Source organism: Alloalcanivorax marinus, from assembly GCF_016906305.1.
GTDB classification, from domain to species: domain Bacteria; phylum Pseudomonadota; class Gammaproteobacteria; order Pseudomonadales; family Alcanivoracaceae; genus Alloalcanivorax; species Alloalcanivorax marinus.
The window spans coordinates 91267-107647 of record NZ_JADDOL010000007.1; the positions used below are offsets into that span (position 1 = coordinate 91267).

Genomic DNA, 16381 nt, shown 5'->3' on the forward strand with positions numbered 1-16381 from the left:
CCGACAATGTGGTATTTCGCCTGGATTCTCGGTGTCGGTCTGGCTTGCACCTTCGCCATTCTCAACGCCATGTGGTTCGAGCTGAACGAGGTCACCGAGCAACAGCGACAGCGGGGCGACGACGGCGACGTCTGAGAGCGGTACCCGGGACCGACGACGGCGGGTGTGATGCAAATAGGGTGAACAGGTCCTAAAATGGCCGCCTTTCGCTGAATCCTGTTGTCGTTGATCGAGGGAGAACCCCATGCAAGACGTGGTCATTGTCGCCGCCACCCGTACCGCCATCGGCCGCTTTCAGGGCGGCCTGGCGGACCTGCCCGCCACCAAACTGGGCGAGATCGTGGTCCGCCGGCTGCTCGCCGATACCGGCGTGGACCCGGCCACCGTCAGCGAGCTGATCCTCGGTCAGGTGCTCACCGCCGGCGCCGGCCAGAACCCGGCCCGCCAGACCGGCATCCAGGCCGGCCTGCCCCAGGAAGTGCCGGCCCTGACCATCAATAAAGTGTGCGGCTCCGGCCTCAAGGCGGTGCACCTGGGCAGCCAGGCGATCCGCTGTGGCGAAGCCGACGTGGTGATCGCCGGTGGCCAGGAGAGCATGAGCCTGGCCCCCTACGTGCTGCCCAAGGCACGCACCGGCCTGCGCATGGGCCACGCCAGCCTGGTGGACTCCATGATCCAGGACGGCCTGTGGGACGCCTTCAACGACTACCACATGGGCATCACCGCCGAGAACCTGGCGGAAAAATACGGCCTCACCCGCGAGCAGCAGGACCAGTTCGCCGCCGCCTCCCACCGCAAGGCCGCCGCGGCCATCGAGTCCGGCCGCTTCAAGAATGAGATCACCCCGGTGGAAGTGCCCCAGCGCAAGGGCGAGCCCAAGGTGGTGGACACCGACGAGCAGCCCCGCGCCGACACCACCGCCGACTCCCTGGGCGGCCTGCGCCCGGCCTTCAAGAAGGACGGCACCGTGACCGCCGGCAACGCCTCCGCGCTCAACGACGGCGCCGCCGCGGTGATGCTGATGAGCGAAGCCCGCGCCCGCGAGCTGGGCCTGCCGATCCTGGCGCGCCTGGCCGGCCAGGCCAGCGCCGGCGTGGACCCGGCGATCATGGGCATCGGCCCGGTGTCCGCCACCCGCCGCTGTCTGCAGCGGGCCGGCTGGAGCCTGGATCAACTGGACCTGATCGAAGCCAACGAAGCCTTCGCCGCCCAGTCCCTGGCCGTGGGCAAGGAACTGGAGTGGGACTTCGACAAGGTCAACGTGAACGGCGGCGCCATCGCCCTGGGCCACCCCATCGGCGCCTCCGGCTGCCGGGTGCTGGTGACCCTGCTCCACGAAATGCAGCGCCGGGACGTGAAGAAGGGCCTGGCCACCCTGTGCATCGGCGGCGGTCAGGGCGTGGCCCTGGCGGTGGAACGCTGATCATGGCCGACACCCTGACCCTCACCCGGCCGGACGACTGGCACCTGCACTTCCGTGACGGCGAGATGCTCGCCGAAACGGTGCCGGCCACCGCCCGGGTGTTCCGCCGGGCCATCGTCATGCCCAACCTGACGCCGCCGGTGACCACCGTGGCCCAGGCCGCCGCCTACCGCGACCGTATTCTCGAGCGGGCGCCCGCCGGCAGCGGCTTCGAGCCGCTGATGGTGCTGTACCTGACCGACGGGACGCCGGTGGAGGAGGTGGCCCGCGCCGCCGCCAGTGACTTCGTGCACGCCTTCAAGCTGTACCCGGCCGGCGCCACCACCAACTCCGACAGCGGCGTCACCGACCCGGGCCGCATCGGCCACCTCTACGAGGCCATGGAGAAGCACGACGTGCCGCTGCTGGTGCACGGCGAGGTCACCGAAGCGGAGGTCGACATCTTCGACCGGGAGCGGGTGTTCATCGACCGCTACCTGAAGGACATCCGCGAGCGTTACCCGGCCCTGCGCATCGTCTTTGAGCACGTCACCACCGGCGAGGCGGTGGACTTCGTGCGCGACTCCGGCGAGCTCACCGCCGCCACCGTCACGCCGCAGCATTTGCTGATGAACCGCAACGACCTGCTGGTGGGCGGCGTGCGCCCGCACAATTACTGTCTGCCGGTGCTGAAACGCCGCACCCACCAGGAAACCATCCAGCGGGCGGTGCTGGACGGCCACCCGCGCTTCTTCCTGGGCACCGATTCGGCCCCCCACGCGCGCAACAAGAAGGAAGCCGCCTGCGGCTGCGCCGGCTGTTACTCGGCGCGCGCGGCCCTGCCGTTGTACGCCAGTTTCCTGGACCGCTTCGGCGCCCTGGACAAACTGGAGGGCTTCGCCAGCCACTTCGGCGCCGACTTCTACCGCCTGCCGCGCAACACCGACACCGTGACCCTGGAACGCCGCGACTGGGCGGTGCCGGACACGGTCACCGCCGCCGGCGAGGCGATGGTGCCGTTCTGGGCCGGCCAGGCACTGCCCTGGGCGATCCGCGGGCAATGAGCCCCCCGCCCGTTCCCCTGGTGGTGTTGACCGGGTTCCTGGGCAGCGGTAAAACCACGCTGCTCAACCGCTGGCTGGGCCAGCGCGGCGACCTGGCGGTGGTGATCAACGAACTGGGCGACATCGGCATCGATCAGGACCTGGCGCGCCGGGTGGGCGCGCCGATCAGCCTGCTGGCCGGCGGCTGCGTCTGCTGCGCGGTGCAGGGCACCCTGCGCACCACCCTGCGCAACCTCTATATGGCCCGGGCCGGCGGCGACCTGCCGCCGTTTTCCCTGGTGCTGCTGGAAACCACCGGCGCCGCCGACCCGTTCGGGGTCACCGCGGTGCTCGAGCAGGATGCCTGGCTGCGCAAGCGCTTCCGGTTGCGTTCGGTGCTGACCACGGTGGACCGCGTCGCCGGCCAGGCGGCCCTGGCCCGGCACCCGGAGGCCCTGGAGCAGGTCACCGCCGCCGACGTGCTGCTGCTGACCAAGACCGACCGGGCCGGCGGCGACCAAAGCGCTCTGATCGAACAGCTGCGCCGGCTCAATCCCCGCGCCGAGGTGGGAGAGGCCGCGTCCGCCGACGCCGGCCTGCTGGACCGGGACTTCCCCAGGCGGTGCCGGATCACCGGCGCGCTGGCGCCCACCGGGCCGCTGGCGCCGGGCGCCGCCCTGGCCCCGGCCGCTGCCCTGTCCGGTCCCGGCCACCGCCTGCATCCCGCCGGTCTTCGCTGGCGCGGGCGAATCCCCTATGATCGGCTGCAGGAGGCCCTGGCCGCGCTGCGTGACAGCGCCGGCGACGAGCTGGTGCGCCTCAAGGGGCTGGTGGCCATCGAAAAACTGGACGGCCCGCTGCTGATTCAGGCGGTCACCGGCCAGCCCGTGGAGATGGCGCCGCTGCCCGCCTGGCCGGACGGCGACGACGACAGCCGTCTGGTGGTGATCGCCGCCGGCGACGACCCGGACCGGCCGGCCCGCTGGCTGGCGGACTGGCGCCGGCGTCTGGCGCTCAAGGAGGCACCGACTTGCGACTCAAGCGACTCACACGGCTCACACGAATAGGGACGGCCCTGACCGCCGCCGTACTGGGCACGGTGCTTGGCGCCGGCGCCCTGGCCGCCGGCGACGGCGACCGCCGGGAGGCCGGCAGTCTGGAACTGGCCCTGCACGGCCAGGCGCTGGTGGCGCGGCTGACCCTGCCGGCCAGCCAGGTGGTGGGCTTCGAACGGGCACCCGCCAACGACGACGAGAGAATGGCGGTCACCGAGGCCCTGCAGCGGCTCGGCGAGGCCCGCAACGTGCTGGAGCCCATGCCCGAGGCCCTGTGCAGCGTCACCCGCGAACAGGCGGACACCGGGCTGACCACCGCGAACCCGACCCCGCCGGTCACTTTCCAGGGCCGCTATGCCTGGCGCTGCGAGCATCCGGAAGCGCTGCTGGGCGTGGACATCCCGCTGCTGGAGTTCGTCAACGGCGTGCCGCTGGAGACCCTGGTGGTGGGCCCGGGCGGCGAGCGCTCGCGGACCGTGCGCGCGCCGCAGACCCGCATTCCCCTTGTTGAAGCAGAAGGGGCTGGCGACGCCGACGGTTAGGCACGGCCCCGCATATTTTTCAAAGCTATACCCGGTGGCCCGGCCAGGTCGGGTATGCTGCCGGCAGGCCAGTCACTCACGCAATGACTCACCAATAAGAAGGAGCGCCACGTGCCCGAGCGAATGGATGACGCCTACCAGGCCGCCGATCGCATTATCGAACTGACCGGCGGCGAGATTCGCCTGGGCCTGCCGCTGGGGCTGGGCAAGCCCAACCGGCTGGTCAATGCCCTGTACCGGCGCGTGGAGGCCGACCCGTCCCTGTCCCTGGACATCTACACCGCCCTGTCCCTGGGCCGGCCCGCCGCCGGCAGCGACCTGGAGCGGCGCTTTCTGGCGCCGTTCGCGGACCGGGTATTCGGTGATTACGAGGAACTGGACTACCTCAAGGCGGTGCGCAAGGACGCCCTGCCGGACAACATCCGCGTCTACGAATTCTTCTTCCAGCCGGGCAGTCTGCTCGGCAGCGAAACCGCCCAGCGCCACTACATCAGCGTCAACTACACCCACGCCGCCCGCGACATCAACGCCCGCGGCGTCAATGTGGTGGCCCAGTTGCTGGCGGTGCGCGGCGAGGGCGACGGGCGCCGCTACAGCTTTTCCTGCAACCCGGAAGTGACCCTGGAACTGCTGCCCATGCTCAAGGCCCGCCGCGAGGCCGGCGAAACCATCGTGGCGGTGGGGCAGGTGCACCACGATCTGCCGTTCATGGGCAACGACGCGGAACTGGGCGAGTGGTTCGACGAGATGGACATCGTGATCGACGATCCCCGGGCGCAGACCCGCCTGTTCAGCACCCCCAACATGCCGGTGGTGCTGCAGGACCATTTCGTCGGCCTGCACGCCAGTACCCTGGTACGTGACGGCGGCACCCTGCAGATCGGCATTGGCGCCCTGGGCGACGCCCTGGTGCACCACACCCGCCGGCGGGAGCAGCGCAACGACGACTACCGCACGCTGCTGGACGCTCTGGAATTGCCCGAGGAACACCGCGACCTGATCCACCGGGAGGGCGGCGACGGCCGCTTCGAACTGGGCCTGTACGGCTGCAGCGAGATGATGACCCACGGTCTGCTGCGGCTGATCGACGACGGCATCATCCGCCGGCCGGTGTACGACTGGATCGGCCTGCAGCGGGAATGCCTGGAGCACGCCGAATGCGTGCCGGGTCTCGACCTGATCGACGGGCTGCGCCGGCGCCGGCACATTTCCTCGCCGCTGCGCCCGGAGCAGCTCAAGCGGCTCACCGACTTCGGCGTGCTGCGCCACGGCCTGACCGTGGAGGGCAACCGCCTGCGCCTGCCCAACGACGACAGCGTGCCCAACGACCTGGACCATCCGGACACCCGCGAGGCCCTGGAAACCTGGCTGGGCGACAGCCTGCAGGGCGGCATCATCATGCACGGCGGGTTCTTTCTGGGGCCGCAATCCTTCTACCAGCGGCTGCGCGAGCTGGACGAGGAGACCCGCGCCAGGATCAACATGACCCGGGTCAACCAGATCAACGACCTGTACGGTGGCGAGGAACTGCGCATCGCCCAGCGGCGCGACGCCCGTTTTATCAATACCGCTTTCACCGTCACCCTGCTGGGCGCGGCGGTCTCCGACCAGCTCGACGACGGCCGCGTGCTCAGTGGCGTGGGCGGCCAGTACAACTTCGTCAGCCAGGCCCACGAACTGCCCGGCGCGCGTTCCATTCTGATGACCCGTGCCTGGCGCCAGCGCGGCGGCGAGGCGGCGTCCAATGTGCTGTTCTCCTACGCCCACAACACCATCCCGCGCCACCTGCGCGATATGGTGGTCACCGAGTACGGCGTCGCCGACCTGCGCGGCAAAACCGACGAGGAAGTGGTGATGGCCATGCTCAACGTGGCCGACAGCCGCTTCCAGGTGGAGCTGATGGAGCAGGCTCAGAACGCCGGCAAGCTGCGCCACGACTATCAGATCCCGGAACGTTTCCGGCACAACAACCCGGACTTCCTGCGCCGGGTGGCGGAGCAGGGCGACGACCAGGCCTTCGCCACCTTCCCCCTGGGCACGGACTTCGACGCCACCGAGCAGCGGCTGCTGAAAGCGCTCACCTGGCTGAAGGAAACCGTGGGCCAGAAGGACTATTTCAAGCTGGCCCGCGAGGCGCTGCTGCACGACCACGACCCGGAGCAGCACGCCGAGGCGCTGGCGCGCATGGGGCTGGCGGAACCGGACGGGCTGCGGGAGCGGCTGTATCAGCGGTTACTGCTTACCGCCTTGGACGCGGATCGCGGCTAAGGCGGATCGCGGCTGAAGCCGCTCCTACAAAGTCCCCTGTAGGAGCGACTTCAGTCGCGATCCCCATCACCGTCGCGGGGCGGCGGGGGAGGTGGGGGTGGGCGGCGGCGGCTGGAGAGCACCCGCCAGAACGGAATGCGCCGGGTCACCGACACCATCTCGTCCACCGAATCGCCGATGCCGGAGAGCCGGTCCACGGTGTCGCGCAGCCCGGCCAGCTGGTCCACATGGGCGGAAATCTTGAACACCACCATGTAGAACTCCAGCAGCGCCCGCAGCAGCGTGGCGCAGAACAGAAACAGCAAGGGCCCGCCGATAAACAGGAAAAACAGCCCCCGCCAGGTGGACGCCATGAACGCTTCCACGCACAGATACAGCAGTCCCAGCACGATGGCCGCCAGGGCCACCCCGTATACGCCGGGGATCACCTGAATGATCATGTATTTGTCGAAGCGGAAATTGAACAACTCCCGCCAGTACTCCCACGCCCAGAACCAGCCGCGCCGCAGGCGCTCGTTCACGGCTTCGCCCTGAGGCGCCTCGTCGCCTTCCGGCGGGGTGGGGCGTTGCGGTTGCTCGTCTACCATTTCGCGTACTGCTCCTCGACGAAGCCGTGCAGGCCCCGTACCGTCAGGGGCGCCTCGCCGGCGAGGCGGATCTCGCCATCGAAGCGCCCGAAAAGTTGATGGAAGTTGCTGGCGAACAGACCCAGATTAAGCCGTTCCCGGTGGCGACCCAGGGGCGTGAACGTCAGCGCCACCTGGCCACAACGGCTGGTCACCCGCCAGGGCTGCTGCAAATCGTCGCGGCGGTAGTCGAAGCGCACGCCGTCGACCTTGACCAGCACGTCGTCCAGCCACAGGCAGTTTTCATTGACGCCGGTCTCGTTGACGCCGCAGGACAGGTTCAAACCCAGCCGCCGGCCGTCCACCCGCCCGGACAGGCAGGCCCAGTTCCAGAAGGTTTCCCGGCGCATATAGCCGGCGGAAAAATCGTGGTGCCCGCCGGCGTTGCCGAGCGCCGCCAGATCCTGTTCCCGCCCGTCCCGCCGCAGGGTACCGGCCACGTCCACGCCGGCCACCTTGTTGGCGTAGGTCCAGCCGCTGATGCCGGTGCGCGTGCACAGCGACATGGGTCGGTAGCCCGCCGGCTCGTGCAGGGTCGCCCGCAGCTCCAGGTCCGGCAAGGTCACCCGCAGGCTTTTGTGCCGGCCGTCCGCGCCCTCCTGGTAACCCATGCGGATCGACACCTTGCCCTGATCAAAGCGGCTCTCGCCGTCCAGCGGCGAGGCGCTCAGCGTCAGCGCCCGCGCCAGCGGCGAGCGCCAGGTGTGCTCGCGCAGCCGCCCGCTGGCGGGCTCGAACACATAGAAGAACGCCAGCCCCAGGTACGCCGTATCGGCCAGCGCGCAGCCGATCAGCAGGTCGTCGCTGACCAGGCCGAAATATTGGAACTGTTTGTAATGGAAATGCCTGGCCCGGCGCGGCGCCGGCTGCCCCAGGGGGCGCCGGTAATCGTGATCGCGCCCGTTGATGAGCGCCACCGTATCCGGAAACAAGCCCAGGCGGACCTGGCCGTCCGGCGCCACCAGCTCGGTGGGCTGAGGGTCAAGGCGCGGATCAAACCCCTTGGCAATGTGCATGGCGGTCCCGGTCCCCGATAAAAGACGAAGCGCTCAACATAGCCAGCGCTTTCACGGCGGGCAAGCAAGCGCTCGGTTCTGTCGGACAGTCCAGGGCGGACGCCTCTCTCGCCGGCGGCAAGGATGCCGGAACGGAAGAGAGGCGCGCCCGAAGGAGAAGGGGGCGTGGGATTACGAGGCGGTGCTGTCCGCGGAGCGGTGTTCCAGGGAGTGGCGCACTTCCTCCGCCCATTGCAGCCAGGCCCGCTGGTCGAGAATGCCGCGGCGCACGGTCAGGTAGTTGTAGACGTTTTCGTCCCGGCCACTTTCATCCAGCCGCTGTGCCAGCGCCTCGAACGTGGCCAGCCGCTCGCGCCGCTGTTTGGCCAGGGTGTCCAGTTCGCTGAGCAGCACCTGGGTATCGGCCAGCGCGCCGCCGGCCACCTTCACCATGAAGGCGTCGCGGATGCGCGCCGGCCCCGCCGGCTTCTTTAGCCAGCGCACCAGTTCGGCACGGCCGGCGTCGGTCAGACTGTACAGCTTTTTGTCCGGTTTCCCTTCCTGCGGCACATGGCGGTAACGCACCATGTCCTGTTCACTCAGTTTCCCCAGTTCAAGATAGATCTGCTGATGGGTGGCGTTCCAAACCAGGCCGATGCTGTTGGCGAACTCCCTGGCGAGGTCATAGCCGCTGGCTTCCTGGTCTTGCAGAAGGACAAGAATGGCATGGCGCAAAGACACGGCTCACTCCTCGTTGTTTCGTTATCGTGTGCTTTACAATTGATAGTAGAGAGCGGCCAAAGTGCTGCGCAATCCGTTGTATACGCACTTTTGTAAAAACTTGGTGTTATTCCTTCTGCCTGCGGTACGAGCGTAAGTATTTGTTACCAGCGTGTTTTCTTCAGTGAGGAAAAAAGTCGGCAATGTGGTTGTTGCTAATGCGGTTGTTCCTAATGGCGCACCTGCATATCGCGATAGTAGAGCGCCGACTGCAACAGCTGCTCATCGTCCAGATTCGGAATCACCTTGCCGATCACCCCGTAGCTGGCCTTGCGCGTGGTGTCCACGCCCACCGCCGCCACCTTGCGCAGAATCGGCCCGAAGCGCAGCAGCTCGATGGGTTTGTTGAAGTACCACTCCAGGGCACGGTCGGTGACGGCGCGCAGATAGTGCACCAGGTCCTCGCGCGCCCCTTGGAAATGCCCCTCCTGACAGCGTTCCGCCAGACCCCGCCCGCGCGCCGCCAGCGCCGCGTCGATGGGGAAGCCCACGTACCACCAGGCGTGTTGCGGACCCGGAAAGCGAATCTCGTCCATGTACTCGGCGGCGGCCTGGTTCTGCTTCAGAGCCATCTTGCGCGCGCTGCGCCCGATCACCACGCCGCTGGCCTTGGAAATGGTGTCCGAGGCCAGCCGCACCAGCCGCCGCTGGGTGGTCCCCAGCCCGGAATAGGACGCCGGGGTCAGGAAAAAGGCGTCCAGCGCCTCGTCGATGAAGGTGGTCATGATCTGCTCCACCACCCTGGGTTCCGGCTCCCGGGCGCCGTCGCGCATGCGGTGGATAAAGCCGTCGGTGAGCCGGTGCAGGCGGTCGCTGGCGCGGAAGGCGACATAGGTCTGGGTCATGGGGAATCCTTGTCCGGATAAACAGGCTGTCTCCTTTGGCATCATAAGGGCGCGGCGAGCAGTTGAAAGTTTAAAGTTGAAAGTTAAAAGGGAAAGGCGCGTGCTGATTGGGATAATTGCATATGCGGCAATCGTGTCTTGTCGTATTCGCAGGGCGCGGGCACGGCCGGCCCGCGGGCACGGCCTGGTCCGCGCTTTCAACTTTTCGCTTTCAACTTTCAACTCGCCTTTTGACCCTTTCTTTTCCCCCCTGAATGCCGGATCATGCGCCCCCGGATAAAGGAGCGTGCCCATGCACACGGTGGTGACGCCGGACGCGGAACAAGTCACGCGCTGGCTGGAACAGGCCAACATACAGTTCTACATCTGCGATCAGTGCCACGGCCTGCACTTCTCCGAGCTGCAAAGCCGGGAAGGGGTGGTCGATGCCCGCCTGTTCGTGGAGGAGGACGGTTTGCTGCTCTCCACCGAGCTGGAGCTGCGGCCCGCGGCGATCTTCGCCGCCCAGGCCGAACTCAGCCGCCTGAACATGGACTATCCGTCCCTCAAGCTGTTCCTGGATATCAACGACGATGCCCTGCCGCGCATGGTCGCCTGCGACCTGCTGCTGGGCCGCCAGGGCGTGACCTTCGACCAGTTCATCTATTTCGTGCAGGCCACCCTGGACGCCACCGTGCAACTGCTGGAAGATTGCCAGCAGGCCGACTGGCTGTTCTGGCCGGACGAGGACGACACGCCCCCGCCGGAATCCGGTGGTGCCCTGCACTGAGGTATCGCGGCTTTAGCCGCGATGGGATTGCCCCCGGCACGACCATACAAACGGGCCCCGGCCCCGAGGAAACGACCCTGACCAACCCGGCCGATGTGATCGGCGGCCCCGGCGGCGACCGCTGCCAGCGCCTGATCGACGATCTGGTGGCGCGCCACTACGCGGTGGCGCCGGACTATTTCCCCGCCCATCTGATTCGCGCCCTGCGCCGGGAAGCGCTTTCGCGCGACCGCCGCGGCGAATTCCAGGCCGCCGGCATCGGCCGGGGCCGTGAGCAGCACCGCAACGAACGGGTACGCCGCGACCGCACCCTGTGGCTGGACGGCTCAACCCTGGCCCAGTGCACACTGCTCGAGGAGATGGAACAGCTGCGGCTGGCGGTGAACCGGGCCCTGTTCCTGGGGCTGTTCGACCTGGAAGCGCACTTCGCCCTGTACGACCCGGGCGCCTTCTACCGCCGCCATCTGGACGCCTTCAACGGCAACAACGGCCGGGTGCTCTCGGCGGTGCTCTACCTGAACCGGGACTGGCGCGACGACGAGGGCGGCCGCCTGCGCATCTGGCCGGAGCCGGACGCCACCGTGCCGGACCTGGACGTGGCGCCCCGCGCCGGCACCCTGGTGTGCTTCCTCAGCGACCGCATCCCCCATGAGGTGCTGGAAGCCCAGCGCCAGCGGCTCAGCATCGCCGGCTGGTTCCGCTGCAACAACAGCACCGCCGTCGCCGCCGACCCGGCCCGCTGATCGCGGCTGAAGCCGCTCCTACGGAGCAGGCCGTTGTAGGAGCGGCTTCAGCCGCGACCCAGGCCTTGAAAATTCCCCGCCCACCCCGAAATTATCCCCAGTGACAGCTTTAGCCGGCTAATCACGACACTGACCTTGTCCTTTCGGTCGCCTTCGGGGACCGTTCGAGATGTATTGGAGGTAACGTGATGAACACCTTGGCACCCCTGTTCCGACATTCAGTGGGGTTTGATCGCTTCGACGACTGGCTGGAAAGCGTGCTGCGCGCCGACCAATCCAACGGCTACCCGCCGTACGACATCATCCGCGAGCAGGACGGCACCTACCGCGTGGTGATGGCGGTGGCCGGCTTCGGCCGCGACGAACTGGACATCACCGTCCAGGAGAATCTGCTGCGCATCACCGGCAAGCCCCGCGAAAGCGCCCCCGACGACACCCGCACCTGGCTGCATCGCGGCATCGCCCGGCGCGCCTTCGAGCGCAGCTTCCGGCTGGCGGACCACGTGCAGGTGGAAGGCGCCCGCTTCGAGGACGGCCTGCTGGTGGTGGCCCTGACCCGGGTGGTTCCGGAGTCCGCCAAGCCCCGGCAGGTGCCGATCCAGGGCGCCGGCCACACCGTCGATGGCGGCGGCGGCGAATAAATCGCCGCCCGACCGGAGCCGGCGGCCCGGGCGCTTGCAAAGGCCCGGGCCTTTGGCCACAATGCGCGCTCGCTGAAAGGCGAGCGATGGCCGACCCGCCGGTCCCCCCGCAACGACAAACTGTGAACCCCGCCAGGCCCGGAAGGGAGCAACGGTAGCAGTGGACTCGTGTGCCGGGGTGCGGCTGGCGGGAAGGCCTCCAATTTCCTTCACCGTTTTATTTTTTCGCTCAGCCCGGTTCGAACTCGGGCATCACTCGTTTCAGGAACGCATCAAACAGCGGCACCGTGAACGCGGTATCCCCGTGGCTCGGGCTCCAGATCATCCCTTTCTGAATAAGATTGTTGCGAATCGGAGCCTGTAGACGAAGATAAATCCCGTCTCTATAGCCAGATTAGCAAATTTATCTCCAATCGATAATTTCCCTAAAGTACCTTGAGAATGCAAGGTGGTCGGGGCCTTGTTTGGTCGATCCGCTGTCCCCCACCGGCGAGATTCGCTAGCATACGGGTTTTCCCGAAGCCCCCGAACGCCGTCCGGCTGGAGAGCGATGAGTTACCAGGTTCTAGCCCGCAAGTACCGCCCGCGCACCTTCAACGAGCTGGTCGGTCAGGAGCATGTATCCCGGGCGCTGACCCATGCGCTGGATCAGGATCGCCTGCATCACGCCTACCTGTTCACCGGCACCCGCGGCGTGGGCAAGACCACCATTGCGCGGATTCTGTCGCGTTGCCTGAACTGCGAGGAGGGCGTCAGCAGCCAGCCGTGCGGGGTGTGTCCCACCTGCAAGGAAATCGGCGAGGGACGCTTCGTGGATCTGATCGAGGTGGACGCCGCCAGCCGCACCAAGGTGGAGGACACTCGCGAGCTGCTGGAAAACGTGCAGTACGCGCCCACCCGGGGCCGCTACAAGGTGTACCTGATCGATGAGGTGCACATGCTCTCGGCCCATTCCTTCAATGCGCTGCTGAAGACGCTGGAGGAACCGCCGCCCCATGTGAAATTCCTGCTCGCCACCACCGACCCGCAGAAGATGCCGGTGACGATCCTGTCCCGCTGCCTGCAGTTCAGCCTCAAGGCGCTGCCGGCGGAGCAGATCGCCGGGCACCTGAAGACGCTGCTGGAACGGGAGATGATCCGCTTCGAGGAGCCGGCGCTGCTGGCCCTGGGCCGCGCCGCCCAGGGCTCCATGCGCGACGCCCTGAGCCTCACCGACCAGGCCATCGCCTTCGGCGGCGAGCAGCTCAGCGAGCAGGCGGTGAGCGCCATGCTCGGCACCGTGGACCGGGGCCATGTGCGTACCCTGCTGGAGGCCCTGGCCGGCGGTGAGGCGGCGGCGGTGTTGCGGGCGCTGGCCGGCATCGCCGAGCACGCCCCGGACGAGCTGGCGCTGCTCGACGAGGTGGTGGCGGCGCTGCACGAGCTGGCGGTGATCCAGGCCCTGGGCGGCGAGGGCGCCGACGCGGACATGGTGGCGCTGGCCGGCCGCTTCCAGGCGGAACAGATCCAGCTGTATTACGACGTGGCGCTGCGCGGCCGCCGGGACGTGCAGGAGGCGCCGGACGCCCGCGCCGCCCTGGAAATGAGCCTGCTGCGCATGGTGCTGTTCTCCCCGCGTGGCGTGCTGCCCGGCGGGGAGGCCCGGGGCCCGGCAAAAAAGCCTGAGCCGGCGCCGGCCGCCGGCGGCGGCTCCTCCACGGCGGGCGCCCCGGCGCCCTCCGCCGCGCCCCCGGCACATTCGAACCCGGCCCCTGCAAACCCGGTACCGTCGACCCCGCCAGAAAGCGCGCCGGCGGACCGGCCCACCGCCACCCCCGGCGACCTGCGGGCCCTGCTGGGTGACGACAAGGCCACCCGGCGCAAGCCGGCGCCCGCCGAGTCGCCGGCACCCGCTCAAGCCCGGGTGCCGGCCGATCCGGCGCCGGCGAATCAGGGGGCCGCACCGGTGCCGCCCGCCGCCCGCGACGACGACCCCCCGCCCTGGAACGAGGAGCCGCCGCCCTGGGACGAGGCGCCCCCGGCCATGGCGGACGACGCCCCGGTGGCGGCCCCCGCGCCGGCCCGTGAGGCACCGGCGGCGGCCGCCCGCGCCGAACCGGCTCCGGACCGGACCCCGGCGCCGCGCCAGGAGGCCGCTCCGCTGCCCCTGGCCGAGCCCGGCTCCGATCAGGAGGTGGGGGCCTGGTGGGCGGCCCTGGTGGAACGGCTGCCCCTGGACGGCACCGTGCGCAACCTGGCCCGCAACGCGGTGCTGACCGCCCGCGACCAGGACCAGTGGACCCTGCGCCTGGCCACCGGCCATCAGGTGCTGGTTAGCCAGGAGCGCACCCAGGAGCTGGCCGGCGCCCTCAGCGACTACTTCCAGCGCCGCATCCGACTCAATCTGGAGTTCGAGGCTGACGCCGGCGACACGCCGGAGGCCCTGGACCAGGCCCGTCGCGCCGAGCGCCTGGCGGAGGCCCGCCAGGCGCTGCTCGACGACGACACCGTGCGGACCCTGATCGACCAGTTCAACGCCCGCCTGGATGAAAACAGCATCCGCCCGCGGGAACTCTGAGCCCAGCCAACCGAGGTTGCCATGGATTTCGACATGAACAATCTGCTGCAGCAGGCCCAGGCCATGCAGGAGAAAATGAAGCAGGCCCAGGAAGACGTGGCCAAGGCGGAAGTCACCGGTGAAGCCGGCGCCGGCCTGGTCAAGGTGGTGATGAACGGCCGCCACGACGTGAAAAGCGTGGCCATCGACGACAGCCTGATGAGCGAAGACAAGGACATGCTCGAGGACCTGCTGGCCGCCGCCGTCAACGACGCGGTGCGGCGCGTGGAGCGTCAGCAGCAGGACATGATGAAGGGCATGGCCGGCGACTTCCCGTTTCCGCCGGGCTTCAAACCGTGAAACACGCCCCCCTGGTGGAATCGCTGATCGAGGCCTTCACCTGCCTGCCCGGGGTGGGGCCCCGTTCCGCCCAGCGCATGGCCTACGCGCTGCTGGAGCGCGGCCGCGAGGACGGCCGCCAGCTGGCCGGCGCCCTCACCGCGGCCATGGACGGCGTGCGTCACTGCCAGCGCTGCCGCAACTACGCGGAGCACGACCTCTGCCCGATCTGCCAGGACCCGCGCCGTGACGCCGGGCTGGTGTGCATCGTCGCCTCGCCGGCGGACGTGCTGGCCCTGGAACAGTCCGGCGAATACCGGGGTCACTACTTCGTGCTGATGGGGCAGCTCTCGCCGCTGGACGGCATCGGCCCCCGGGAGCTGGGGCTGGACGTGCTGGAGCAGCGTCTCAACGAGGGCCAGATTCAGGAGCTGATTCTGGCCACCGGCACCACCGTGGAAGGGGAGGCCACCGCCCACTACGTGCTGGACCTGGCCCGCGAGGCCGGCGTCAGCGTGTCGCGCATCGCCCAGGGCGTGCCCATGGGCGGCGACCTGGAATTCGTGGACGGCGCCACCCTGGCCCAGGCCCTGCGCGGCCGCCGGCCGTTTTCCACCTGACCCGGCCGCGCTACACTGAGATCCACCCGCGGAGGAAGGACCCGCCATGCAAACCACCCTGATCACCGGCGGCGCCGGCTACATCGGCTCCCACACGGTGCTGCGTCTGCTTGAGGAAGATCGCCCTGTACTGGTGCTCGACAACCTGGTCAACAGCAGCCGCGAAGCGCTGCGCCGGGTGGAGCGCATCACCGGCCGCACCGTGACCTTCGTGGAAGGGGACATCCGCGACGGTGCCTTGCTCGACCGCCTGTTCGCCGAGCACGACATCGGCGCCGTGATCCACTTCGCCGGCCTCAAGGCGGTGGGCGAATCGGTGGCCCAGCCGCTGCGTTACTACGACTGCAACGTGGTCGGCTCCCTGCGTCTGTTCGAGGCCATGCAGCGCGCCGGGGTGCGCACCCTGGTGTTCAGCTCCTCCGCCACCGTCTACGGCGACCCGGCCACGGTGCCGATCCGCGAGGACTTCCCGCTCAGCGCCACCAACCCCTACGGCGCCACCAAGCTGCACATCGAGGACATGCTGCGCGACCTGCATGTGGCCGACCCGCAATGGCGCATCGCGCTGCTGCGTTACTTCAATCCGGTGGGCGCCCACGAAAGCGGCCTGATCGGCGAGGACCCCAGCGACACCCCCAACAATCTGATGCCCTACGTGGCCCAGGTGGCGGTGGGCAAGCGCGAGCGCCTTAATGTGTTCGGCGGCGACTATCCGACCCCGGACGGCACCGGCGTGCGCGATTACATCCATGTGATGGATCTGGCCCAGGGCCATCTGGCGGCCCTGGACGCGCTGGTCGGACAGGGCGGCCTGATCACCACCAATCTCGGCACCGGTCGCGGTTACAGCGTGCTGGAAATGATCCGCGCCTTTGAAAAGGCCAGCGGCCGTCCGGTCCCCCACGCGGTGGTGGCGCGCCGGCCCGGTGACGTGGCGGTGTGCTTTGCCGATCCGGCCCACGCCGAGCGGGTGCTGGGCTGGCGCGCCCGGCGCGGCATCGACGAAATGTGCGCCGACCACTGGCGTTGGCAGGAACGCAATCCCACCGGCTATCGCTGACTTCCCGGTCATGTGGAAGGCTTCGTAAAAATTCGCTAACCACGCCGCCCGTCGCCCTCAATTGCGACCTCTTACCGATTTCCCTTCCGGCATCGTGATAGGTTTTCTTCACGTTTT

The 16381-nt window shown here is 68.3% G+C and carries 17 protein-coding genes and 1 other RNA gene; 14 read left to right on the forward strand and 4 right to left on the reverse strand.

The annotated features are described in order from the left end of the window. Positions 1 to 6 precede the first annotated feature (6 nt). From cydX to IM760_RS08245, 6 genes are all read left to right on the forward strand, one after another. Complete coding sequence (gene cydX / locus IM760_RS08220) at positions 7 to 135, forward strand: cytochrome bd-I oxidase subunit CydX (protein WP_204428234.1); 129 nt, start codon at positions 7 to 9, stop codon at positions 133 to 135. A 109-nt stretch (positions 136 to 244) separates the two neighbouring features. Further along, on the forward strand, positions 245 to 1423 hold the full coding sequence (locus tag IM760_RS08225; protein ID WP_204428236.1) for an acetyl-CoA C-acetyltransferase: 1179 nt from the start codon (positions 245 to 247) through the stop codon (positions 1421 to 1423). A gap of 2 nt (positions 1424 to 1425) precedes the next feature. Beyond that, positions 1426 to 2466, forward strand: a complete 1041-nt coding sequence (gene pyrC, locus IM760_RS08230; RefSeq protein WP_204428238.1) for a dihydroorotase — start codon at positions 1426 to 1428, stop codon at positions 2464 to 2466. After that, complete coding sequence (locus IM760_RS08235) at positions 2463 to 3512, forward strand: CobW family GTP-binding protein (protein WP_204428239.1); 1050 nt, start codon at positions 2463 to 2465, stop codon at positions 3510 to 3512. The genes pyrC and IM760_RS08235 overlap by 4 nt, the downstream gene beginning before the upstream one ends. After that, positions 3476 to 4042, forward strand: coding sequence for a ZrgA family zinc uptake protein (locus IM760_RS08240; RefSeq protein WP_204428241.1), 567 nt, complete (start codon positions 3476 to 3478; stop codon positions 4040 to 4042). The genes IM760_RS08235 and IM760_RS08240 overlap by 37 nt, the downstream gene beginning before the upstream one ends. Before the next feature lie 111 nt (positions 4043 to 4153). After that, complete coding sequence (locus IM760_RS08245; protein ID WP_204428244.1) at positions 4154 to 6310, forward strand: acetyl-CoA hydrolase/transferase family protein; 2157 nt, start codon at positions 4154 to 4156, stop codon at positions 6308 to 6310. A gap of 50 nt (positions 6311 to 6360) precedes the next feature. Here IM760_RS08245 and IM760_RS08250 read toward each other — a convergent pair whose 3' ends face one another. The 4 genes from IM760_RS08250 to IM760_RS08265 form a co-directional block, all read right to left on the reverse strand. Then, positions 6361 to 6897 carry a DUF4282 domain-containing protein gene (locus IM760_RS08250; RefSeq protein ID WP_204428246.1) on the reverse strand — a complete coding sequence of 179 codons (537 nt, stop codon included), beginning with the start codon at positions 6895 to 6897 and terminating at the stop codon, positions 6361 to 6363. Next, entirely contained in the window at positions 6891 to 7952 is a 1062-nt protein-coding gene (locus IM760_RS08255; protein ID WP_204428248.1) for a DUF2804 domain-containing protein, read from the reverse strand. Before IM760_RS08255 ends, IM760_RS08250 begins: the two co-directional genes overlap by 7 nt. A gap of 171 nt (positions 7953 to 8123) precedes the next feature. Further along, on the reverse strand, positions 8124 to 8672 hold the full coding sequence (locus tag IM760_RS08260) for a PadR family transcriptional regulator (protein ID WP_204428250.1): 549 nt from the start codon (positions 8670 to 8672) through the stop codon (positions 8124 to 8126). A 209-nt stretch (positions 8673 to 8881) separates the two neighbouring features. Further along, complete coding sequence (locus IM760_RS08265; RefSeq protein ID WP_204428252.1) at positions 8882 to 9556, reverse strand: hypothetical protein; 675 nt, start codon at positions 9554 to 9556, stop codon at positions 8882 to 8884. 292 nt (positions 9557 to 9848) lie between these two features. Here IM760_RS08265 and IM760_RS08270 point away from each other — a divergent pair, with 292 nt between their 5' ends. The 8 genes from IM760_RS08270 (at position 9849) to galE (ending at position 16264) form a co-directional block, all read left to right on the forward strand. Then, complete coding sequence (locus IM760_RS08270; protein WP_204428254.1) at positions 9849 to 10325, forward strand: YbjN domain-containing protein; 477 nt, start codon at positions 9849 to 9851, stop codon at positions 10323 to 10325. A 95-nt stretch (positions 10326 to 10420) separates the two neighbouring features. Continuing rightward, positions 10421 to 11068 (forward strand): 2OG-Fe(II) oxygenase, encoded by a 648-nt coding sequence (locus IM760_RS08275; protein WP_228234297.1) that lies wholly within the window; start codon positions 10421 to 10423, stop codon positions 11066 to 11068. 188 nt (positions 11069 to 11256) lie between these two features. After that, positions 11257 to 11709, forward strand: a complete 453-nt coding sequence (locus IM760_RS08280; RefSeq protein WP_204428256.1) for an Hsp20 family protein — start codon at positions 11257 to 11259, stop codon at positions 11707 to 11709. 96 nt (positions 11710 to 11805) lie between these two features. Continuing rightward, an RNA gene (gene ffs, locus IM760_RS08285) (signal recognition particle sRNA small type) lies at positions 11806 to 11902 on the forward strand. Positions 11903 to 12259: 357 nt separating this feature from the next. Next, positions 12260 to 14266, forward strand: coding sequence for a DNA polymerase III subunit gamma/tau (dnaX, locus tag IM760_RS08290; RefSeq protein ID WP_204428258.1), 2007 nt, complete (start codon positions 12260 to 12262; stop codon positions 14264 to 14266). 21 nt (positions 14267 to 14287) lie between these two features. Continuing rightward, positions 14288 to 14605: a YbaB/EbfC family nucleoid-associated protein gene (locus IM760_RS08295; RefSeq protein ID WP_204428259.1), complete on the forward strand. Its 318-nt coding sequence runs from the start codon at positions 14288 to 14290 to the stop codon at positions 14603 to 14605. Further along, positions 14602 to 15204: a recombination mediator RecR gene (recR, locus tag IM760_RS08300; RefSeq protein ID WP_204428260.1), complete on the forward strand. Its 603-nt coding sequence runs from the start codon at positions 14602 to 14604 to the stop codon at positions 15202 to 15204. Before IM760_RS08295 ends, recR begins: the two co-directional genes overlap by 4 nt. 46 nt (positions 15205 to 15250) lie before the next feature. After that, on the forward strand, positions 15251 to 16264 hold the full coding sequence (galE, locus tag IM760_RS08305; RefSeq protein WP_204428261.1) for a UDP-glucose 4-epimerase GalE: 1014 nt from the start codon (positions 15251 to 15253) through the stop codon (positions 16262 to 16264). Positions 16265 to 16381 lie beyond the last annotated feature (117 nt).

Coding starts and splice junctions, on each gene's coding strand:
- cydX (WP_204428234.1), top strand. CDS start 7: ATGTGGTATTTCGCCTGGATTCTCGGTGTCGGTCTGGCTTGCACCTTC.
- IM760_RS08225 (WP_204428236.1), top strand. CDS start 245: ATGCAAGACGTGGTCATTGTCGCCGCCACCCGTACCGCCATCGGCCGC.
- pyrC (WP_204428238.1), top strand. CDS start 1,426: ATGGCCGACACCCTGACCCTCACCCGGCCGGACGACTGGCACCTGCAC.
- IM760_RS08235 (WP_204428239.1), top strand. CDS start 2,463: ATGAGCCCCCCGCCCGTTCCCCTGGTGGTGTTGACCGGGTTCCTGGGC.
- IM760_RS08250 (WP_204428246.1), bottom strand. CDS start 6,897: ATGGTAGACGAGCAACCGCAACGCCCCACCCCGCCGGAAGGCGACGAG.
- IM760_RS08255 (WP_204428248.1), bottom strand. CDS start 7,952: ATGCACATTGCCAAGGGGTTTGATCCGCGCCTTGACCCTCAGCCCACC.
- IM760_RS08265 (WP_204428252.1), bottom strand. CDS start 9,556: ATGACCCAGACCTATGTCGCCTTCCGCGCCAGCGACCGCCTGCACCGG.
- IM760_RS08270 (WP_204428254.1), top strand. CDS start 9,849: ATGCACACGGTGGTGACGCCGGACGCGGAACAAGTCACGCGCTGGCTG.
- IM760_RS08280 (WP_204428256.1), top strand. CDS start 11,257: ATGAACACCTTGGCACCCCTGTTCCGACATTCAGTGGGGTTTGATCGC.
- dnaX (WP_204428258.1), top strand. CDS start 12,260: ATGAGTTACCAGGTTCTAGCCCGCAAGTACCGCCCGCGCACCTTCAAC.
- IM760_RS08295 (WP_204428259.1), top strand. CDS start 14,288: ATGGATTTCGACATGAACAATCTGCTGCAGCAGGCCCAGGCCATGCAG.
- galE (WP_204428261.1), top strand. CDS start 15,251: ATGCAAACCACCCTGATCACCGGCGGCGCCGGCTACATCGGCTCCCAC.